Source organism: Acidiphilium sp. JA12-A1, assembly GCF_000724705.2.
Taxonomy (GTDB): Bacteria; Pseudomonadota; Alphaproteobacteria; order Acetobacterales; family Acetobacteraceae; genus Acidiphilium; species Acidiphilium multivorum.
Map to the genome: position 1 here is coordinate 25449 of NZ_JFHO01000002.1, position 19773 is coordinate 45221.

Here is a 19773-nt window from a genome sequence, read left to right on the forward strand (position 1 = left end):
TGCCAGATCGGAAGCCCGCAGTTCGATGATGACTTTAGCCGGCGAGCTTGCCAAGCCGGGCCACGTCCCCGATCCTTCGCCTATAAGTTAGGCGGTTTTCCCCACCCGCCAACGTAAAGCCCAGCAACGTGCGTCTGCGTGTCTGGTGGTGCAATCTCGGTGGTGGACGTTTTCAACGCTGGTGCGGATTTGTGCGGGCAGGCCGCGATCATCGGGCCGACAGTAGGGCCGTTCTCAAGCCGTCCGTCCGATGCCTTGGGCCGGCCTCGGCTGACCAGGATCTCGCCATTAAATCTGGAGAGCGGATAGAATAAAATCCGTCTGCCGGTCGTTTACGGGATTCGCTTGAAAAGTGGTCGTGCTAGACTCATTTCATGTCGGTCTTGTCACGCCAGGAGATCCGGAAGCAGCGGACACCATCCGCACCGGCCGTGCCACCGGTGGTCAAACGCCGCCCGCGCATGCCATCTGTGCCCAGCCCTGCCGCCGTTCAGCTTCCTCTGTTTCCCGACGTCGTTGACCTCGTGCGCATCCGGCCCGCGATGAATGAGCGCCGTTACTACAGAATAGAGGTTTTGACCGACCTGTTTGGTACAATCGGAATCCTGCGCTGTTGGGGACGCATCGGTGTTTCGTCTAGAAGCCGGTTCGATCCTGCGCCCGATCTCGGGACTGCGCTGGATCGCCTCGCCGATCTCGCTAGGGCGAAACGTGAGCGTGGTTATCAGGATCGGCTGGCCCGTCGCGCTATGCATATCGTGTCAAGAGATCTCGACTTTCCGGACTGATCAGCCAGATGCCAGGCCCGGCACGCCGTCAATCTCATGTGTGGCGGGCTGACGCACCCGGTTGCGGGCTAGGTCGGGCGCTTGAAGTGGCCGCGGGGGTCGCGTTGGGCAGGCAGACAGTCTGCTCTTGAGGGCAATCGCCATCCACGCCGCACCTCAGCCTTGAGAACTAGGGCCGGCACGACTGTTGATTTCCGCAGAGACTCAATAGGGCAATTTTCCACACATAGCGTAATCGCGGGCGTTCTCCTGTCTCGGGGATGCTTTCTTTCTCTCGAAGCCGAAATTTTGGGAGCGGTATTGGCCAGTGCCGGGGCCGCAGTGCTGGCCAGGTTGCTGGTCTCCGACGATGTCGCGGCGGGGCGCATCGCTCTCTGAGGACCGCTGTCAGCGCCGCCAGCAGAACGCCGGGCACTGCAAAGCTCCCGCCGGTTTGTCGGGGCGAAGGTGCGCGTTTTCCCCGTCGTCGTGGAGAAAACGTTCCCAGACAGGGCTTTTCTGCCGCCCGTCTGAAACCGATGCCCCAATCCCTCTGCACCTTCGGAAATAGGCGCCAAGAGAATGCGAGCACCCCTGAACGGTCAGCGCGCTAAAAAGCGTTCGAGATTGCTTCGCACGATAAGGCGGTGGAACGGGGCGATCGTCATCAGGTAAACGCGGCCCGGCAGATTATGGCAGCGCACGGCCGTGGTCATGATAAGATCGCGCTTCCCCTCGTCTGTCGTGACCCGTATCAGGACCGAGGCTCTGAAATCGAGGTGCCGGTCGTCTTCCCCCAGCACAAGCTCCCGCTCCGAACGCGCCAGGACCGGAAAGAACGCCACGGTCGCGAGATCTTCGGAATCGGCGTCCTGCCGTATCCGCCGAGAGGACTTTACTCCACCCAACGAGACGATACCGTCGCGGAGGCGGAGCAACGCCTGAAACCAGGCTGGTGGGTGTTCCAGCGCCTCGCGCGCCAAGGTGTCGATATCACGGGGAGCCCAATCGGGAAGCGTGATGGCATAGGCGTCGACCAGATCGGCACCGATAAACCAGTCCGCAATTGCGCTCTCAGAGGGAGGGCTTATGAGGTGTGCCTTCTTGCCAGACGCTCGACGCAAGCCGGGCGCAGAAGGCAGATGCGAAGAAGGTAGCACGGGAATCTCCCCAGGAATGCTGAGGGCAGTGATGATATCAACTACACCCCTGCCCGACCAGTTCTAACTCGGGCACACCGACGAGCGATGCCGGTATCTGCTGTATCGCGACAATTCTGGCCAGCCAACGCCATTGAACCGATGCCGAGCGTGCGACGGCCAATATTCGATGTGGTTCCGCGACGTGTTTCGGGATCAGGTGGCTGCCACGCAGGCCCGTGCCCCGGTGACAAGGACTCTCATTGTGATTGGACATTCGATTTGGATTTCAGGATGGACCGAAAGGCGCCCTGGCGGATTTGCTCGCGGACGGCAGCGGTGGGCGTCGACAGCTTGCGGAGCGACGCGGTGACATAAAGAAGCGATGCCGCCTTCGTAGACGCCCACATGATATCGGCAGCCGCATCGGCTTTTTGCGTTAGTCTCCCTTCACCGGCAATTGCTGCAACACACGCAATCAGGAGCGTGAAAGCCTCTTCAATGGTGGGAATGTCGGCGCTGCCAATGTGATGGTAGAGTATCGATGCTATCACCTTCGCGATCGCGCTTACATCGCGCGTCGAGAACTCTGGCTCGCCTTCCTCCTCCAGGACCTTCAAGGTTGCATTTGGCAGAGTGGCGCCGGCATTCATGCTGCATGAAATAGCATTGCTATACCTCAGTCTCTATAGCGACGCTATATTGTCGCTGAAGACTTGCGGAAGATCCGATGAGGCCAGCTATCAAGAGCTTTTAATCCGCCCCCGTAAGAACCATACGCTCATAGGCGTTCGCCTCGGAATTGCCGCGATATCAACCGTGCGTCACTTTCGGGAAGCCGGAATCCCGAGCACGGCACCCCATTAAGATCGTCCTTCAGAGTATGCTTTCGGCCACGTCCAGTCGGAGATATGTTTTGGATCAGTTCCGAATTCGTGAGCGTGCTGAACACAGGCTTGTCGCCGTTCCAGCAAAACCTCACGTACATCGGCGGCGGAGTCACGGAATCGTGGGATCCGGCTGATAGCGTCGATCGCCAGACTGAAGCGGTCAGTCCGATTGCGGATGGCGAGCTCGAGGGGTGTATCGATGTTGCCTTTTTCACCATAACCGCAAACGTGGATGTTGTGTTGGGCGGGCCGGCGATAAGTCAGCCGGTGGATGAGCCACGGATAAGAATGAAAGTTGAAGATTATCGGCTTTGTCGCGGTGAACAGCTCCTCGAATTCACTGTCGGTCAGACCGTGTGGATGCTCCCAGTTCGGGACCAATCTGAACAAATCGACGCAATTTACAAACCTGATTTTGATGTCAGGTAGATGTGTACGCAGGAGGGCGGTCGCTGCCAGTGCCTCCACAGTCGGCACGTCACCGCAACTTGCCATCACGACATCTGGCTCTTGCCCGTGGTCGTTGCTTGCCCAATTCCAGATGCCTGCACCCTTGGCGCAATGGGCGATTGCGGCGTCCATGTTGAGATACTGGAGGTGTATCTGCTTGTCGGAGACGATGACATTGACATAATTCTGACTACGCAGACAGTGATCAGCCACAGATAACAGGCAGTTTGCATCCGGTGGCAGATAGATGCGAACGACATCTGGACTTTTGTTGGCCACGACATCAAGAAACCCAGGATCCTGATGAGTAAACCCGTTATGATCTTGCCGCCACACCAGTGCTGTGATTAGAATGTTGAGCGACGATATCGGCGCCCGCCACGCTAGCTCGTTACATTTCTCGAGCCATTTGGCATGCTGGTTGAACATCGAATCGATCACATGCACGAAGGGTTCGTAACTGTTGATCAGGCCGTGGCGCCCACTCAGCAGATAGCCTTCAAGCCAACCTTCGACGGTGTGCTCGCTGAGCATTTCCATGACCCGCCCAGCCATTGCAAGATTGCCTCCGTCCTCGTCTTCTGGAAAATAGGCGCCAAGCCAAGATTTCTTGCTGGCCGTATAGATCGAATCAAGCTTGTTCGACTGCGTCTCGTCGGGGCCAAATATGCGAAAATTATCTTGATTTTCACGGATGATTTCACGCAGAAACGGACCGAGGGTCGGCACGTTGCCTGCTCTCATCACTCCTGGATGATCAACATCAACTTGAAAGGAGCGAAAATCGGGCAGATTGAGCGGACGCCGAATAGTCCCGCCATTGGCTGCTGGGTTGGCGCTCATTCGCCGCAAACCCCTTGGGGCCATTGCCCTCAACTCTGGAATGATCCGACCATCCCCGTCGAAGTGGATTTCCGGTCGATAACTGCGCATCCAGTCTTCCAGGATCTTCAGATGGTCGGAATTACCGGGAACATCGGCTATCGGGATCTGATGGGCGCGCCAGGATCCTTCGAGGTAATGGTTGTCCACTAGCCGCGGCCCGGTCCAGCCCTTTGGGCTGCGCAGCACGATGACCGGCCACCGTGGCCGGAATGCTTTGCCAGTCCGCCGCGCCTCCCCCTGCGACGCGCGAATCTCTTGCACACAATGCTCCATTGTTGCCGCCATCGCCTGATGCATGCTGGCTCGGTCGCTACCCTCGACGAAATAGGGGGTGTAGCCGTAGCCGATAAATAGCGCCTCCAGTTCCTCGTGGCTGATCCGAGCGAGGATCGTCGGATTGTTGATCTTGTATCCATTGAGATGTAACACCGGCAGTACTGCGCCGTCTGTTATCGGGTTGAGGAACTTGTTGCTGTGCCAACTTGTCGCCAAGGGGCCGGTTTCCGCTTCACCATCACCGACCATCACCAGCGTGATCAGATCCGGATTGTCGAACACAGTACCAAAGGCGTGCGACAGGCTGTAACCCAGTTCACCGCCTTCATGAATGCTTCCTGGTGTCTCGGGGGTCGCGTGGCTGCCAATTCCACCGGGAAACGAAAACTGGTTAAAGAAACGCCTTAGCCCGGCGAGGTCTTCGCTGATCTCAGGATAAATCTCCGAATAGGTTCCTTCGAGATAGGCTTGCGACAGCACCGCGGGCGCTCCGTGCCCTGGTCCCGAAATATACATTGCGTTCAGGTCATGTTTGCAGATCAGCCGATTGAAATGGATGTAAGTGAAACACTGCCCGGCGTCCGAGCCCCAATGGCCGAGCAGTCGCGCCTTCACGTGTTCGGGCTGGAGCGTTGTCCGTAACAGCGGATTGTCCCGCAGATACAGCATGCCGAGGCAGAGATAGAGACTGACATCCCAGTAGGCATCAAGCCTTTCGAGTTCGTCCGGGTTCAGTGGCGTACCGTGGATTGTCGCACGCGCCGGACCGTATGACGAAATGGCCTCGATGTCGCCGTCCGTCAAAAGCGGATTATTCAAGCGCATCGTCCCGAATTCCCTTTTGTTTAAGTTAATATGACTTGAGGTGGCCCGAACTTGCAGTCAAGGTGGGCCGAGGTAAACCTTGAGGTGATCAGCATGATTCTGGTTCGCTTCTCTTAGAGTCCATTTCGAATCGGATATTCAACGAGCGATTAGTCTCAGCGGAGCACGCTGGAAGCGGCGTAGAGGAAGGCTTCAATGCTTACCGCGAAGTCTTTTGCCAGTAGCGTGTTAAGAGTCATCCACGCGAAGAGCCGCTCGACATGCGGCGATCGCGATCCGGCGGTTCGATCTGTCAAAATGGGGCGCGATGCGAGCGAGTTATCCGCTTGTTGGAGCTCAGGGAGGTAATCATGGCGCACTACGCAGGACTGGACGTTTCGGACAAAGACACCGCCATTCACGTTGTGGAGAACGGGAAGCTAGTCTGGCGGGGCAAGAGGGCGAGCGAGCCGGAGGTGCTTGCCGCGGGCCCTGCACCGGCATGCGCCCGAACTCGTCCGGGTCGGGCTCGAGATCAGACAGTTGGTGCAGTCGCGCTAACAATCGCTCAAAGATCCCGGTTTTCCGGTGATCTTGAGGGCGCGGGCTTCGCGGCGCAGGTCATGCACCTCGCCGGTGGTCGCAGCACGGGCGGTGTCACCGGCCAGGCGCCGCTTGCCGGCTTCCATGAACTCTCCTTCGACCGGAGTAAGACAAGCTCTGGGCAATGCCTTCCTTGCGGCACTGCTCGGCAACACTGTCCTCGCCGCGCAGGCCATCCAGTACGATGCAGATTGTCAAACGGCACTGAATTGGGACCCGGGATCGGCGTGGAATAGGGACCCACCTGTTGCTTGGTTTTGGGGCTTGTCCAGATAGCGAACAGGAGGGACCCGCGCGTGTTGCGGAGTGCCTTTGTGAGCGACGGAGCGACGCGCGCGGGAGGTTGCCTGTTTGCCCATCTGGGCAAGTCCCGGGGGTGGGGTCTGGGGAGGGGGTTTGATCAGGCGCGGTTTTTGAAGCGCCAGCTGTCGTTGCCGGTTTCGATGATTTCGCAGTGGTGCGTGAGGCGATCGAGGAGTGCGGTGGTCATCTTGGCATCGCCGAAGACGCTGGGCCACTCGCCGAAGGCGAGGTTGGTGGTGACGATGATCGAGGTCCGCTCGTAGAGGCGGCTGATAAGATGGAAGAGGAGCTGGCCGCCGGTCTGGGCGAAGGGGAGATAGCCGAGTTCGTCGAGGACGAGGAAGTCGAGCCTCATTGCGAAATCGGCGAGTCGTCCATGGTGCGGCCGAGCGCATCCGGCTCGGGGCGGGTTTCGTCCTCGGTATCCATATTGGCGATCACCGTCGCACAGCGACGTCGTATCGCTTTGGCTGCCACCCCGAGGATGAAATGATCTCCGGCCGGCATTGCCCGAACCTCATCAACCGCCTGATCGAGCATGGATGGAAGGGCCGTTGCCATCTGGATCACCCGCCGGACAACGGCGCCGGCGCTGAGACCGGATTCCTCCGCCATCCGACGCCAGTGCAAATGATTGATGTATTGGCCGCGGTTCTTGCCGCCGATGTCCTGAGGGAGATTCTGGGTAACCTCGGACCACGCATCGCCGGCCATCAGATCGTAAAGTGGCGAGAGCCGGGCACGCCCAGTCAACATGATCGAATAGTTCTTCGCATGGGAATCGACGTTCGTGACCAGCACGTTGAAGATAATCGCATCGAGAAGCCTGATCGTATCGCGCGCCGTCATGAAAGTCCTGACGGTCCGGAAGAGGTCGGCCAGTCCTGGCCCAGGGATACCCGTTCTGTTGTGCTGGTACTTCGACGCCGGAGGTAGCGACAGTGCCTGGCAGAAATCTTCCTGGTGTAGCCGGCGCCACACGCCGCCACGCTGGATCCGGTCATAGCGCTCAACCAGAAGATAGGAGCGCTTGCCGGCCTGGCCGGTGGTGACGCCGGCCACATCGAGCCCAACCCGTCGTGCCAGAACCATGCAGAGTGCCTCGTTCTGAACGCTGCCTGGCAGTCTTCGGTTGTTGGGCTTGATGATGTGGGTTGACGGCGCCCCGTTTAGCGGAAGCGCAATATCGTTGTCATTGAGAACGACGGGCAATTTCTCCTGCGCGCCGGGCAGGCTCATCGAGACGCCGTCATCTCCCGACAGCAACGGCCGGCGCGGTAAATCTTCGATGAGCCGCTCCAGCGCGTCCTGACCGGCGATCGTCATATAATGGCGCCCCTCGCGGCTGCGAGGCTGACCAATGCTCAACGCGCCCGCGGTGTCCCTGCCGACGACCATGAGGAGGCTGAGAATATCGCCGGTGGCTATTCCGGACCGCCTCGCGATCGTGCTGATGGCATCGCCTTCTGGCAGCAGGTTTGCCAGCCATGGCATGATGACATGGTGCTCCACCGCTGGGCGGCCAAGCGGCATGTTGAGTGAGATCTGGAAGCTGCCTGTCCGTGACAGCCAGCTCTCGTCATAGGTGAAGCAAGAGCCCCTGGTGTCCGTATGGATCATACCAACCAGCAGGGCCTCATAGAAAACCGGCGTGTGGTCGCTCATAAGTCGACCTCAGGAAGGTCGAGCTCTTGCTCACCCCGTCGCTCTGTTGACGCGCCCCGCGCCCCAGTGTCGGCAAGCTCGATCCCCACGGCGCTGGCAGCGGCGAGTGCCTTGCCCAGCTGGCAGGTTGTCTTCCCGGCCTCGAGATCCACGATGAACCGCTCGCCGGAATTGATCGCCAGCGCCAACTGGCGCTGTGTCAGCCCCAGTGATTTCCTGCGTGCCTGGACCAGCGCACCAAAAGCTTGGGCGTCTTTGATCATTACATTAATCCGTCATACCGATCGGTAAGATAAATGACCTTGGAAGGGTGTTCAATCGCAATTCTGCCCGATCGGTATGAAATTCGACAAACCCGGGCAGGGCGGTTTTGCTTTTACCGTTCGGGAAGCCATAGGGTTAGGCGCGCGATGTTCCGGCGATGCGCCGCCGGAGCAGATCCGATCTGGTTCGTCCAAGCAATCGAGTAGGTTTTCCATCATCTCCGGGTCGTTACGCCGGTCGGACCAGTCGAAGATCCGTTGCTCCATCGGGCCTAGATGAGCCGCATCGAAGACAAGGTGCTCTGGGACGGCAACACGACCACCTCCGATTTTGAACACCAAGATCTGGGCGACAAAGCAGCGCGTCAAATCGATGAGTTCAATGCCAATGCCCGCGCGACTGGTCTGGACTGATGGCCATGATCGTGCGCCGGGCGGTTTTCGACACGCCGATCGGGTGCATGGTCGAGATGCAAGGGGGGCGGTGGTGAAAGCGGTGACCGATTCTTCGGTCGTCGGACCGTCGCGAGCTTCGCCGAAAGCGATCAGGCCGGGCTTTCGACGCATCGCGTCGGCGATGGAGGCTGCCCAATACTGTTGTCTTGCCTGAGCCGGTCGGATCAGAGTCCTATTAGTCTTGATCATAGATGATTCCACTGTATATGGCTTCGGAATCATGAAAAGTGTGAATTGAGCAGATAATTCTATATTTCCACCGCCGTTTCAAAATTATGTTGGCCACACAAACTGGTTTTATGATTCAAGGCATGCAGTACGTTTGTGTCTTAATTCGTCCCGCTTCGAACGTTTGAAGCATTGCATTCAGGAATTTCATAATTTCTTACGGGGATCAGAAAAGTATTTCTATAGAACATCGTGAACTAAGCCACCTAATATACTACCAAATCTAGATCGATATTGTATCGATTGTGAGTCATCTGAATTTCAATATTTAAATCAGATTTTCCGAAAATGCAGTCGCGTATTTGTTGATATAAATGCATTCTATATATATTCTATTTTTATCCCAACTCCAGAGGGTCAGCAGGCTGAAACACATGAATGCTTCCGGCACGACGCTTCGAGACGCCCTGGACGAGATCGAGCTGACCCGGCCCGCCGCCCAGGCGGTCTCTGAGAATCCCGACAGCCCGCTGATGACCATGAGCGTCGCGAACGTACTCGACCTCAGAAACGCGCTGCTGAGCCGGGAGGTCTCCTTCAGGGGCTTTTCCGTGCCGATCCTCAAGCAGATCTTCAGCCACCTCGACGAGGCGGGTTACTCGCATGCCGGCGCGGCCCGGGCCCAGATGAATGCGCGCCAGCAAGACGACGCGCGCGTCGCGGCTCTCGCGGCGGTTTTCCGCGTGCTTGCCCTTGTTCCCTTCCCCGAAGCGCTGATGGAGGCGGACCCCGCTATCCGGCTGCGCCGGATCCTCGAGGATTTCGTCGCGGCACGGGACAGCAAGGATGACTGGCGGGCTGGCGTCCGCACGCTGGCCGACCTGCTCTCGGACTGGAAAGGGATCATGACCCGCCTCCAGCAAGCCGACAATTTCGGGGCCAAAAGCACGACAGACCTCAAGTTGCTGGTCGACGGCGCGCTCCTGCGCGCGACCGAGGCCGTGGCCAGCGTTGTCAGCAAGAAGGATGTCGCCACCGAACGGCTGAACCTTGCCGGCATCCTGGCCGGCGACATTCCGGTTCCGCTGCAGCACATGATCGGGCGCGCCGACCTCGACAAGGTCCGCGATGCGCTCCCAGCCTTCCTCGCTGAACCCGCGCATCACCTTCTCGGTGGCAGCCACGGGCGGAAGAACCGCGCAACCGAGCTTCCCGGCTTCCCCGGCGTCATCATGCGCAATGAGAAGCAGGCGCAGATCCTGGCCATGCGCTACGGCTTCTTCGACAAGCCGGCGACGCTCGATGTCGTGTCCAATACCGTCGGGATCACCAAGGAGCGCGTGCGCCAGATCGAGGTGGAGGCGGTCAAGCATCTCGGCCGCGAGCCTTCGCGGCAGAAGGTCGAGCCGATCATCGAGGCGCATCTGCCTCAACTGATCGAGATCCTGACCGACGGAACCGGCTACCTGCCCGATGAGGCATCCGGCGAGATCAACCGCAAGGCGATGATCGCCCACGGCGTGCCGGGAACCGTGGTACTGGGCCTCGAGGCCCTGTTCCCGAGCGCGTCGGACCTGGCCAACCGTTACGGCACCCGGCAAGGCAATGGCTGGCTGCTTGGCCTCGACGACAAGGCGCGCGGGCGGGCCCAGGCGACCAGCAAGCTGCTGTCGACCAGGCTGCGCGGCCGGCGCAACGCCATCCTGGTGTCCGACGCCATGGAGGCGGCCGGCGCAACGACGAGCGAGATCAGTGCTGCCGTCGCCATGGTTCCCGGCGCCGCGATCGTCGGCCGCCACATCATCCGGGACATCGACCAGCTCAACGAGCGCCGCGCCTATCAGCTCTATGACCTCGCGATCAAGCTGGACGACGGCGCGCCGTTCGACCTGACGCGCCTCTGCGAGGCTTATGCGGCGGCCACGCCGGAAGAGAACAACATGCCCAACTGCGTCCCGCGCGCCATTGCCGGGGCGAAGGGCATGTTCCTCAATGTGATCGACCGGATCTGGTTCCCGCTACAGGAGAAGCTGCCTGAACGCCCGGCCGGGCACGCCCCCCTGCCCTACACGATCCGGCCGGACATGTCGCAGACCTCCATCTGGCGGCGGCCATTCGGCGAGAACACGGTTGCCCATTTCCTGCATGGCCAGATCACCCGCCACGGTCCCATCCGCACGCTGGATCTCGCGGAACTCACCCTGCCCGAGAACTATGGGTCGCGCAGCGAGACGCTCAGCGGGGCCCAGCCGATCATGAAGATGAATCCGAACTTCGTGCACCTTTCGCCGGGGATCTACGGGCTCGTCGAGCAGCTGCCGAAACTGACCGACCCGCGGCGGGCGCTTCCGGAGGTGTTCCTCGCCGACCGGATTGCCCGGGCGTACGCTGACGCCAGGCGCGTATCGCCGGCCGCGGCGCGGATCTACCCGATCTGGGACATGGCGTTCGAATACCGGCTGGCTCGCTGGGCGGCCGAACACGCCAACAAGAAGGTCGCGGGAGCCCTTTTCGACGTGGTCGATCCGCGGATGTGGCCGATCGCGGAGGACGAAATCACGCGGTGGCAGGCGGTCAAGGCCGAGATGTCTGATCGCAAGCAGCATCACCAGACCGAGCAGCCGGACGAGTATGCCCTGCCGCCGGCGGACCGGTTCCTCGCCTCCATGATCACCCTATGGTGGATGGGGGAGATATCCTGGACGCTGATCGGACGGACCACCAACCAGCGCGATATGCACACGCCGGCCTCTCACCTGGCGCTCCTCGCGCGCTTCGGCCTGGCCCGCGCACCGAAGCACTGGCAGGACCGCCATCTGCCGACCGCCGACCTGCGGCCGACGCTGGAGGCAGTGATCCGCGATGCGGTGCACGCTGATGGCATCAGCTGGCGTAACCCGGAGATGCGAGCCCTGCTTTCGCGTGATGCGGGGCCCGGGGGCTGGGTCGACAACGATGCCGTGAGCCGTGCGCTTCAGCGGCCAGGTGACCCGCAGCTCTCGGTTTACGGCCGGACCAAGGTGCGACGGGGACGCGTGCTGCAGCCGGTTAACGGCTGACGGTCAGGCGGGAAGAGGGGGCACGGCGAGCCGTCCCTGGTCGTCAATCAACACAAGCCGAGACGGTGTTGATGAGCCCCACTTCCAAAGCACGAGGTTAAGGTCACTCGGTGTAGCCCCCGCCACGTAGCTTGGAACCAGCAGCGCGCAATAGTTCTTGGCAATCAGACGGCTCGCAAAGACCTGCGTTTGCGACTGCTTGCCGGCCTTCATCTCATCGCGCCATGTTTGAGAGGCAAGAGTCCCCGGCGAGAACCCCTCGGCTTCGACGGCAGATACATCACGAGCGTCGAAGACACGCTCGATCTCGGCGTCGTATGAAACGAGTGTGGTCGGCTGTAATGCACCGGCCTGGTTGGCTTCGCGCAAAGCCGTCATAACTGAAATGGAACAGTAAATCGCAGGAACGCCACGCGGATTGAATCTACCGCCGTAAAGACGCGCTCCTTCACCAGACATGGGGTCGGCTGCATAAATCGGATTGATTGCCCGGTAGAGAAGCCCTTTGTAGGAAGCGGCCGTCAAGCGTGAATACCGGCGTCCACGGCATCAAGATATTCGAGCACTTCATTGGCTCGGCCATGCATGACCAACTGCATTGGTGTTTGCCCCGAAAAGCCGGGAAGAGGCTGTGAGCGGTACCAGGCGTAGGCCATCAGGAGTGATCCGAACCGTGGTGTAGACTTGTTCAGGATCTCCACCATTTCACGCAGACGGCGCTGGGTTCTGTCAGATTGGACCCGATTGGCGCGCTGCACAGCATCACGTCCGAGACCCGCCGAGCGGGCGACGTCTTCGCTCGACGTTTTCAACTCCTTCGCAATCTTCTGCGGCGCGAAGTAGCCATGATCAGAGAACTGCAAGATATTGAACATGTGTCACCTAATCGACCGCGGGTTCTGACGCTAAATAGCGTCAATCGCCGTGGCTTTCAAGGCCGCAAACCTGCGTTCCGACCGCCAGCCGACTTGACGCCGAATGGTCGCGTGGTCGTTCTGTCAAAGCCAGGTTTTGAGCTGGTCAAACTCTCAATGCCGGCTGGCTGACCGGTCCCGCTGACGCAGCCAGTGCTCCAGCACCGTCTGGAGCTGCCGGACGGATCCACCGCCCCAGATCCCGGTGATCGCCTCGATCTCATCGAGGCCGAGAGGCTCGATCATCGCAGCTCCTGGACCGCGCTCGGCCACGACCTGCCGGAGCAGCGCCTTCACCAGATGGGGACCGTGTTCGGCAGACGGATCGGCAATGCGGCTCACCATCCGGAACCGGTCACGGATCGCGGGCGGCAGGTCCTTCGTGGAGTTGGCCGTGGCCAGCCAGTTCACATGGCGCAGGTCGATCGGGGCCTCGACATGCGGGTCGTACCAGCCGGACGCCTGCTTGCGGTCCATCATGCCCAGCAGCACGTCGAGCAGGTTGCCGTTGTAGCGGCTGGTGCCGGCCTTCTCGATCTCGTCGAGGATGATCACCGGATTGGCGATCTGGTGCGAGGCGATCAGGCTCAGCGGCAGCGACGGCGAGGTGGTGGACCATTTCCGGGAGGCGCCGCGGAACGAGACGGAGTCGGTATCGCCGCCACACGGATATTTCAGGTAGGGGATCTCCAGCACCAGGCAGGCCGCCTCGACGAAGCTGGTCTTGCCGACCCCCGGGTTGCCGACCAGGATCCGGGGCGTCCATGCGACGTGATCGCGCGTCGTCAGGTCCCAGTAGAGATCGTCGATCGCGGTGGCGGCATGAGGGAAGTCGGCCAGCATCCGCTCGCGGAACGTATCCAGGCGGTTCGAGCGGAACAGCGGAAGCGGCTTCTGCACCAGGCTGGTCACTGCCTTGTCCGCCCGCTTCGCGCTGTCATTGTCGCTGTTGCCGATCTCGCGCACAACGATGACGCCCGTGGCGACATCCCGCCTGGGGTCGGTCGCGCCTGCAGCCACCTCCGCCGGTGCGACTGCATCGTCGCTCGCGTCCAGCTCGGCGACGCGCTGGTTCCAGTGGAACGGCAGCGCTCGCCATATGTCCTCACCGAAGATCTCGAGGCCGACCTCCTCGGTGAGCCCCATCCACGCGAGCAACATCTCGAGCGTCTCGCAGCGGGTCTTCAGCGGCAGCGAGCGGAACTCCATGCCGAACAGTAGTTTGACCGCGCCGTGCAGGTTCAGGGCCCCCGGCGGCAGGCCGGCCGGGATCAGCCGGCGCACGGCGTCATGCACGCGCCCGGCCTGCTCGCGGTCGAGCCCGGTGGGCTGGATGATGGCAAGGATCGCGGGCGCGATGATGTTGCGGGCCGCCCAGTTCGAGACCCGGTCATTCATGCCGGGCGCCGGGACAATCGGTGGCGCGGGTGGATCTTCGAGCCCCCAGTCGCCGCGGGTGCCTGCCACCGGTGTACCGCCACGCCCGCGGCGCAGGGGCACATGAAGCTCGCCAGCGTCGTCGAAAACGCCAATACCATCTTCCAGCAAGCCGCTGATATCGTCGGTCGGATTGCCGGAAGCCTTGGTCATCTAATTCTGCCCGTCAGTTTTGATCGGGCGCATGCCGAATGCAGCGCCACGCCGCGAATCAAACAGACGGCCAAGGCGAAAGCAAGCGAACAAGCGGTCGCGCGCGCCCGTTGCCCACAATATATTGCGCATATCCAGAACAAGATGAGAACATGTGGTGATCTGTGTCAGGCGAGATGGGCGGCTGCCGCGCGGAGCGCGGAGAGGAAGTCGGGGTGAACGCGCTCGCCGACGACCGAGCAGGTGAGCATCAGGTTGTCGACCTCGCCGAAGTCCTCGACCATCATGCCATCACGGTCCCGGGTGATGCCGTCCTGCACCGAGAATGGTGCGCAATGCCAGTTCGAGATCTTCTCGCGGGTCGTCCTCAGGTCTGAGGCGTACGCGAAGACCGGGAGGCCGAGGCCATAAGCCATCCCCATCTCCCACGCCGTGCCGTTATCCGCACCCGGGCTGCGGAAGGGGTCGATGTTCGCAAGCACCGCGTCGCAGGTGCGGAGGCGATCGGCATTCGCTCGAAAGATCGCCCGCGCGACCTCTGAAGGTGGCTGGCCGGCGCGCAGCATCGCGTTGATGCCGGCGACCATATCATTGTCCGCCGGGTAGACGCCCGTCACGCCATGCGCGGCGCAAAGCTGGATGAGGTGTGCACCATGGGTGTCGGAATCGACCCGAAAGACGTCCGGGCCTGCGAGATAGATGCGGGGCTTGTCGCTCCTCATCATGCCGCCTGCGCCTCGGCCACGGTCTCATGTGTGATGGCCTCCTCCCCGCCGACATGCTCGAAGGGGAGCCAGCCCCGGCTGAGGGGCTCGTGAGGGATGGCGAACGGCATTGCTTGGCACCTCTCCAGCGCAGGAGAACCGGGTGTCGGGCATTATGGGCGGCGACCCGACAAAAATCAATCATACATTGAAAAACGACTTCCAATTTCTATAGCATGGAAAGCCACTGGAGACCCATCATGACCAACTACTACAGCACCGTCGCCGTTCATGAGCCGCTGCCGCTGGCTTTGCTTTCCACGTTGGAGCGCGAGATCCTGGACGCAGCCTTTCAGGATGCACAGCCGGACGGTGAGTTGATTCATCTGTTTGCCAGCGAGACGGCCGGGGGCTTCCTGGAGATGCGTCTCTCGGAGTTGCGCAAGGCATTCGAGAGCCTTCCGGACAAGGCCACCGGTGTCGGCCGCACCCTCGCCGCGGCACTGGAAGCCGCGGCGGCTGGGGGCAGCGGCGACGATGACATGGTCACGGTCGATATCGACGAGGACGCGTGGCTGTCGGTGCTGCAGGACATCTCCGCGCGCATGCCCCAGCAGATGATCCGGGTCACGGCGGCCTGGACCTGCAGCAAGCCTGAGCCGCAGGCCACTGGCGGCAGCGCGATGCTGGTCACGCCGAAGTCGATCTTCCGCGGCAGCACGGACAGCCTGATGGCGCAGTTCATTGACGAGGCCAGCCAGGAGATCGGACATCTTGACGAGGTCACGCCGGAGCCGGGGCCCGAGCCGCAGCCGTGACCCCGGCTTTCGCCCGGCCGCACCTCGCCCGTGCCATCGCCGCGGTGGCAGCGTCAGGGCGGGGCCCGTGGCAGACTGGTGCCCCTGCATTTCTGCTGGGTAGGCACGGGAGTCTCTCACGGCTCGAAATTGGCGAGGCGCACGCGGCCTCTGCGGAGCGGATGCTGCGGCCCCTTTTACGGCAGGTGGAAGATGCGAAGGTTCTCTCGTCGGATGCCTGCGGGGCGGAGGGGATTTCCATCTGCCTTGCCGATGCTCGTGACACCGAGACTGGGATACCCTTCATTGCATGCCGCGCAAACGAGGGGGGCGTCGTCGCCGTTTCAGGTTACGGCATGATTTTCGTCGCTCCTCCGTGGCGGGGCCTGGGTCTCGGCGCCGAACTCTCCCTCTATTCCAGGATGCTGGAGGATGATGACGGGCATGGAGCGCACCTCTACTCTCCGGGCGGCCTGGCTGCGGCCATCAGCGGCTATGAGCTCGGGTGCCGGATCGGCGCTGATCTCGGCTATCATGACCGGCTGGCCGATGTCATGATCGATGCTGGCCTGATGCGCAGGCGCTACGGGCTTGATCGGCCACGCGGATCGCCATCACCGGAGGCGTAGACGCCTCGGCTGCGACTGCATGAGGGGACAGGCCGGAGGGCCTGCGCGCCTTCTCACCCCGGAGATGGCCCGGGCCCCTGCGCATCTTCATCGGACGGCCCGCGTGTCGGGCCCGTCACAACCTCTTCAAGAGCGGCCACTCCGTCGAAATTCGGCGCCTCCCGGACGAAGTATCGCATCTCGTCATGGCGGAGCTCCAAAAGCGTGTCGCCAGCCCTCCCCCCGGCTGCCTCATCGGCGCGCTCAATGCCGTGGACGCCGGCAAAGCCGAAGAGCCCTGGCGCGGCATCGACCAGCCATCGGCCGCCATTTTCCTCGACGTCCGGATGCACTGCGGTGGCGAGCGAATGGTAGACCGCGCCGGGCAGGCGGGCGAGCTGGGCGCGAAGACGCTCCATGGTCGCCTCGTCGACCGTGAAGCCGGCATCCTCGAGGACCTTCCACGGCTGGCAGCCGCTGGCGATGTGGGTAGCCAGGAGCCGGTTGCCATCCCACAGGCCATAGCTCCGTTCGGAGCGCATAAGCTGCCCGACGAGCCAGCCGGCTGCCTCGGGCGGGATCATCCGCCGATCGAGGTCGCCATGATCGAGGAGGAGCCCCACGACCGCGTCCTGCATCACCTCGGTCGCAATGCCGGGTCTTGGCAGCCGGCCGAAATGCAACTCCCGGCAGGGCGCGTTGGCCGGGATCTTCCAGAACTCCCACCCACGCGGCTGGATGAGCGAGGCGACGCGGTCGGGGGAGAGGATGCCGGGACTCTGGGCGGCTGGATCGAGGACATGGATTCCCCGAGCGTCCGCGTGGGTCGCGAGGATCCAGTGCTTCATGCCGAAGAAGAGGCACCTAAGCATGGCCATGTTGCCGGCCTTCAGCCAGCCGATCAGGTCTTCCATCCGGCCCGGCCCCGCACCGTCTGCGGTCGGCGGCATCCGCTCGTGCGGGATGCCATAGAGATCGAGGCCGCGCTTCATCTCGATCTCTGTCGTCCCGGTCCGGGGGTTGGTCCCCATCATGCCGGCAATGACCTCGGGATGGAGGCGCGGCGGATCGGGCTCGCCAGCAAGGAGGATGCTGGAAAGCATGCGCACGCAGGTCGATCCGCAGGTGAAGCCGTTCGGCTGCCGCATGTGGTGCCACACATAGTGCTCGCGATTGCCCGCTTCCGGGTGCGCCGGGCCTGGCTGGCTGTGTCCGCTCATTGATTCGCCTCCGGAATTCCTGGCCAGGATACATCCTGCATGTGCAAAAAACGAAGATGAAACTTCGGAAATATCCACCAATTTTGTATTGCAGCAGGCGTTAGCCGACTGCTTTAACGGGCGCAGGCGGGAGATTTCGGATGCTTCTTTGCGATCAGGTCGTCGCGATGCGGGACAGGATCCTCGCGGTTCCGGGGGCGCTGCAATCGGCAACAGCCTCGATCCGGCGGATCATCTCGGTCGCGGACATGCTGCCCTCGGCGCCGCGCTTCATCCTGGCCAACGACTTAACATCTTCCCCCGCCTGAAGGCGGAGGATTTTCGGGAGCCATTCGGCTCCGTCCAGTTCTCGCTTCGACGGGCGCGCAACCGCATCCCTCCACGAGCATAGGCGCCGTGTTCCGGCGCAGCACGTTGACCGCAGCGTTGTAGTCGGCGTGGGCTCGGAAGCCGCAATGGACACATTGGAAACGCGCTTGGCTCTTGCGGCTTCTGGGGTCCACGACTCCGCACGACGAACATGTCTGCGACGTGTATCTGGGATCGACGGCCACAAGGTGACCGCCATGTTCGGAAAGCTTGTACTCGAGGAGTGTGGTCAGGCTGTGCCAGCCCTGCTCCAGTATGCTCCGGTTGAGTCCACTCTTCTGACGGACGCTGCGTCCCGGCTCCGCCACGGTCCCCGCGGCGGATGCCGTCATATTCCGGACCTTGAGGTCTTCGACAACGACGGTACCGAAGCGGGAGGCAAGGTTCTGGCTCACGCGGTGCTGCCAATGCCGGCGGATACGAGCGGATTTGGCTGAGAGCTTAGCTACCCGACGCAGAGCCTTGGCTCTGCGGTTGGAACCTCTCTTCCTCCGGGCAACGATCTTTTGTGCCTGGCGTCTCCGCTTCTCGATCAAGGCGAGAGATCCCGGGATGCGGAGACGATCACCACTGGAGAGGACCGCGGTTATGGCAACACCCCGATCCATGCCCACGTCCGGGAGATTGCTCTCTGCGGCCTCATGCTCGATCGCACAGGCGAACGAGACGTGCCAGCCCAGCGGGTCCAGGGCGACGGTGACATTCTTGATCGTGCCGCGGAGCGGTCGTGTCAGGCGGAACTTCACCCACCCGATCTTCGGGAGGCGAACTCTCGCCCACTTCCGGGACAAGGTCTCGACGTCAACCTCTCTTCCCTGGAACCGGAAGGCGTTGTTCTCACGACGAGATCGTGGCTTTGGATAGTCGGCCCGGCCTGCAAAGAAGTTCCCGAGCGCCTTGTCGAGATCCCGTAGCGCCTGCTGCTGCGGGGTTACGTGCAACGCCCGGATCCAGTCGTATTCGGCGCGGAGCGCGGTCAACTCGCGACACTGCGTGGTTACGGAGATTGCTTTCCCCGTGCGAGCCAGGTGCTGTCGCCAGAAGACACTGCGCTGCTCAAGGGCCACGTTATAGATCAGACGCACTACACCTGCGTACTGGCGAAACACAGAGTCCTGTGCAGCATCGACCTTCAGCTTGTAGCGGAACGCTCTATTCAACATATACCGTTCATTCTAAAGAAACGGGTCCAGCCAATTCAACCTATTTCTGCGGTAGATGTCGCTTTCCTCCCCGCCCGTATCTGCTCAACCCGGTAGGGGGGCGATGGGCAGTGATGCTCCGGTGACGGCGTTTTTGATAGCGGTGTAGGCATCAAGGCCGTGCCGCGCGGCGGTCCCGACGACGGATCGGACGTTGGCGAAGAAATCGGCGCCCCAGTTGGATCGGAACCCTCCGGTGACCTTGCGATATGTCGCGGTAGGCCGGAGTTCGCGCTCGGAGCCGTTGTTGTCCGCGGCGATATCCGGGTGGTCGAGGAAGGTGAAGAGATGATCACGAACCTTGCCGTATCGTCGGCGCAATCGTCTGCCGTGGTGGTTGATCGGGGCGAGCGCCATGACGGCGTCGAGATCATGGTCGAGGCGCCGCCGCCAGGCGCGTCTTGTAGCGTCCGCGAGCGTGCGATGGCGCCGCGCCAGCACGACGGCGCGGAGCAGCAGGGCCTTCATTCTGGGTGCGAAGATCGTATCACCCGCCTCGATCGCGAATTTGCAGTCCCGGAGTTGGTGGGCGAGGCAAATCTGCCAGTCATCGGCATGACCGCGCTGGGCGCCATAGAGATCGGAGATCCAGATAGCGGGGCGATGGCCGTCCATTACCTCCGCGACGACGTTGGCGCCCC

General features: G+C 61.6%; 18 protein-coding genes and 3 pseudogenes. 7 read left to right on the plus strand and 14 right to left on the minus strand.

Translation table 11 applies throughout. The annotated features are described in order from the left end of the window. Nucleotides 1-542: 542 nt before the first annotated feature. A complete protein-coding gene (locus RT91_RS20015; RefSeq protein WP_240314127.1) occupies nt 543-788 on the plus strand; it encodes a WGR domain-containing protein in 246 nt (81 codons plus the stop codon). Nucleotides 789-1369: 581 nt separating this feature from the next. Here the strand turns inward: RT91_RS20015 and RT91_RS00255 are convergent. The 3 genes from RT91_RS00255 to RT91_RS00265 all read right to left on the minus strand — a co-directional run bounded on the left by RT91_RS00255 (nt 1370) and on the right by RT91_RS00265 (nt 5232). Further along, nucleotides 1370-1927: a DUF2867 domain-containing protein gene (locus RT91_RS00255; protein WP_240314125.1), complete on the minus strand. Its 558-nt coding sequence runs from the start codon at nt 1925-1927 to the stop codon at nt 1370-1372. A gap of 239 nt (nt 1928-2166) precedes the next feature. Further along, entirely contained in the window at nt 2167-2559 is a 393-nt protein-coding gene (locus RT91_RS00260) for a hypothetical protein (protein ID WP_035184941.1), read from the minus strand. A 210-nt stretch (nt 2560-2769) separates the two neighbouring features. Beyond that, nucleotides 2770-5232, minus strand: coding sequence for a phosphoketolase (locus RT91_RS00265; RefSeq protein WP_035184944.1), 2463 nt, complete (start codon nt 5230-5232; stop codon nt 2770-2772). Nucleotides 5233-5492: 260 nt separating this feature from the next. On the opposite strand from RT91_RS00265, the pseudogene RT91_RS22410 reads away from it, so the two are divergent. Beyond that, nucleotides 5493-5757 (plus strand): annotated as a pseudogene (locus tag RT91_RS22410) (hypothetical protein); the annotation flags it as partial. 47 nt (nt 5758-5804) lie between these two features. Here RT91_RS22410 and RT91_RS00270 read toward each other — a convergent pair. The 4 genes and pseudogenes from RT91_RS00270 to RT91_RS00285 form a co-directional block, all read right to left on the minus strand. Beyond that, a pseudogene (locus tag RT91_RS00270) lies at nt 5805-6048 on the minus strand (IS3 family transposase); the annotation flags it as partial. A 166-nt stretch (nt 6049-6214) separates the two neighbouring features. Continuing rightward, nucleotides 6215-6493: pseudogene (locus tag RT91_RS00275) on the minus strand (ATP-binding protein); the annotation flags it as partial. After that, complete coding sequence (locus tag RT91_RS00280) at nt 6469-7782, minus strand: type II toxin-antitoxin system HipA family toxin (RefSeq protein WP_051788103.1); 1314 nt, start codon at nt 7780-7782, stop codon at nt 6469-6471. The gene RT91_RS00280 and the pseudogene RT91_RS00275, both read right to left, overlap by 25 nt. Then, nucleotides 7779-8045 (minus strand): helix-turn-helix domain-containing protein, encoded by a 267-nt coding sequence (locus RT91_RS00285; protein ID WP_035184947.1) that lies wholly within the window; start codon nt 8043-8045, stop codon nt 7779-7781. Before RT91_RS00285 ends, RT91_RS00280 begins: the two co-directional genes overlap by 4 nt. 276 nt (nt 8046-8321) lie before the next feature. On the opposite strand from RT91_RS00285, the gene RT91_RS21895 reads away from it, so the two are divergent. After that, complete coding sequence (locus RT91_RS21895; protein WP_155856302.1) at nt 8322-8459, plus strand: hypothetical protein; 138 nt, start codon at nt 8322-8324, stop codon at nt 8457-8459. 644 nt (nt 8460-9103) lie between these two features. After that, nucleotides 9104-11728, plus strand: coding sequence for a sigma factor-like helix-turn-helix DNA-binding protein (locus tag RT91_RS00290; RefSeq protein WP_035184950.1), 2625 nt, complete (start codon nt 9104-9106; stop codon nt 11726-11728). A gap of 3 nt (nt 11729-11731) precedes the next feature. Here the strand turns inward: RT91_RS00290 and RT91_RS00295 are convergent, their stop codons facing one another. The 4 genes from RT91_RS00295 to RT91_RS00310 form a co-directional block, all read right to left on the minus strand. Then, complete coding sequence (locus tag RT91_RS00295; protein WP_011930675.1) at nt 11732-12253, minus strand: RES family NAD+ phosphorylase; 522 nt, start codon at nt 12251-12253, stop codon at nt 11732-11734. Continuing rightward, complete coding sequence (locus tag RT91_RS00300) at nt 12250-12603, minus strand: MbcA/ParS/Xre antitoxin family protein (protein WP_011930676.1); 354 nt, start codon at nt 12601-12603, stop codon at nt 12250-12252. Before RT91_RS00300 ends, RT91_RS00295 begins: the two co-directional genes overlap by 4 nt. Before the next feature lie 153 nt (nt 12604-12756). Then, nucleotides 12757-14232 (minus strand): AAA family ATPase, encoded by a 1476-nt coding sequence (locus RT91_RS00305; protein WP_035184952.1) that lies wholly within the window; start codon nt 14230-14232, stop codon nt 12757-12759. Nucleotides 14233-14399: 167 nt separating this feature from the next. Then, nucleotides 14400-14954, minus strand: coding sequence for a nucleoside 2-deoxyribosyltransferase (locus tag RT91_RS00310; protein ID WP_035184980.1), 555 nt, complete (start codon nt 14952-14954; stop codon nt 14400-14402). Nucleotides 14955-15196: 242 nt separating this feature from the next. On the opposite strand from RT91_RS00310, the gene RT91_RS00315 reads away from it, so the two are divergent. Then, complete coding sequence (locus RT91_RS00315) at nt 15197-15754, plus strand: hypothetical protein (RefSeq protein WP_051788106.1); 558 nt, start codon at nt 15197-15199, stop codon at nt 15752-15754. 161 nt (nt 15755-15915) lie between these two features. Then, entirely contained in the window at nt 15916-16362 is a 447-nt protein-coding gene (locus RT91_RS20035) for a hypothetical protein (RefSeq protein ID WP_035184954.1), read from the plus strand. Nucleotides 16363-16415: 53 nt separating this feature from the next. Here RT91_RS20035 and RT91_RS00325 read toward each other — a convergent pair whose 3' ends face one another. Further along, nucleotides 16416-17561: a hypothetical protein gene (locus RT91_RS00325; RefSeq protein ID WP_082468500.1), complete on the minus strand. Its 1146-nt coding sequence runs from the start codon at nt 17559-17561 to the stop codon at nt 16416-16418. Nucleotides 17562-17701: 140 nt separating this feature from the next. Between RT91_RS00325 and RT91_RS21900 the strand changes: the two genes are divergently transcribed. Then, on the plus strand, nt 17702-17869 hold the full coding sequence (locus RT91_RS21900) for a hypothetical protein (RefSeq protein ID WP_160321833.1): 168 nt from the start codon (nt 17702-17704) through the stop codon (nt 17867-17869). On the opposite strand, the gene RT91_RS00330 is transcribed toward RT91_RS21900, so the two are convergent. Both RT91_RS00330 and RT91_RS00335 read right to left on the minus strand, forming a co-directional pair. Continuing rightward, nucleotides 17849-19093: an RNA-guided endonuclease TnpB family protein gene (locus tag RT91_RS00330; protein WP_035184960.1), complete on the minus strand. Its 1245-nt coding sequence runs from the start codon at nt 19091-19093 to the stop codon at nt 17849-17851. The two genes, RT91_RS21900 and RT91_RS00330, sit on opposite strands and share 21 nt — an antisense overlap. Before the next feature lie 84 nt (nt 19094-19177). Then, on the minus strand, nt 19178-19773 hold a 596-nt coding region (locus RT91_RS00335; RefSeq protein ID WP_035184985.1), incomplete at its 5' end, for a transposase.

Excerpts from the sequence above, each read along its gene's own strand:
- RT91_RS20035 (WP_035184954.1), top strand. The coding sequence starts at position 15,916 with ATGCTGCGGCCCCTTTTACGGCAGGTGGAAGATGCGAAGGTTCTCTCG.
- RT91_RS00265 (WP_035184944.1), bottom strand. The coding sequence starts at position 5,232 with ATGCGCTTGAATAATCCGCTTTTGACGGACGGCGACATCGAGGCCATT.
- RT91_RS00325 (WP_082468500.1), bottom strand. The coding sequence starts at position 17,561 with ATGAGCGGACACAGCCAGCCAGGCCCGGCGCACCCGGAAGCGGGCAAT.
- RT91_RS00310 (WP_035184980.1), bottom strand. The coding sequence starts at position 14,954 with ATGAGGAGCGACAAGCCCCGCATCTATCTCGCAGGCCCGGACGTCTTT.
- RT91_RS21900 (WP_160321833.1), top strand. The coding sequence starts at position 17,702 with ATGCTTCTTTGCGATCAGGTCGTCGCGATGCGGGACAGGATCCTCGCG.
- RT91_RS20015 (WP_240314127.1), top strand. The coding sequence starts at position 543 with ATGAATGAGCGCCGTTACTACAGAATAGAGGTTTTGACCGACCTGTTT.
- RT91_RS00330 (WP_035184960.1), bottom strand. The coding sequence starts at position 19,093 with ATGTTGAATAGAGCGTTCCGCTACAAGCTGAAGGTCGATGCTGCACAG.
- RT91_RS00285 (WP_035184947.1), bottom strand. The coding sequence starts at position 8,045 with ATGATCAAAGACGCCCAAGCTTTTGGTGCGCTGGTCCAGGCACGCAGG.
- RT91_RS00290 (WP_035184950.1), top strand. The coding sequence starts at position 9,104 with ATGAATGCTTCCGGCACGACGCTTCGAGACGCCCTGGACGAGATCGAG.
- RT91_RS21895 (WP_155856302.1), top strand. The coding sequence starts at position 8,322 with ATGAGCCGCATCGAAGACAAGGTGCTCTGGGACGGCAACACGACCACC.
- RT91_RS00305 (WP_035184952.1), bottom strand. The coding sequence starts at position 14,232 with ATGACCAAGGCTTCCGGCAATCCGACCGACGATATCAGCGGCTTGCTG.
- RT91_RS00260 (WP_035184941.1), bottom strand. The coding sequence starts at position 2,559 with ATGAATGCCGGCGCCACTCTGCCAAATGCAACCTTGAAGGTCCTGGAG.
- RT91_RS00315 (WP_051788106.1), top strand. The coding sequence starts at position 15,197 with ATGACCAACTACTACAGCACCGTCGCCGTTCATGAGCCGCTGCCGCTG.
- RT91_RS00280 (WP_051788103.1), bottom strand. The coding sequence starts at position 7,782 with ATGAGCGACCACACGCCGGTTTTCTATGAGGCCCTGCTGGTTGGTATG.
- RT91_RS00300 (WP_011930676.1), bottom strand. The coding sequence starts at position 12,603 with ATGTTCAATATCTTGCAGTTCTCTGATCATGGCTACTTCGCGCCGCAG.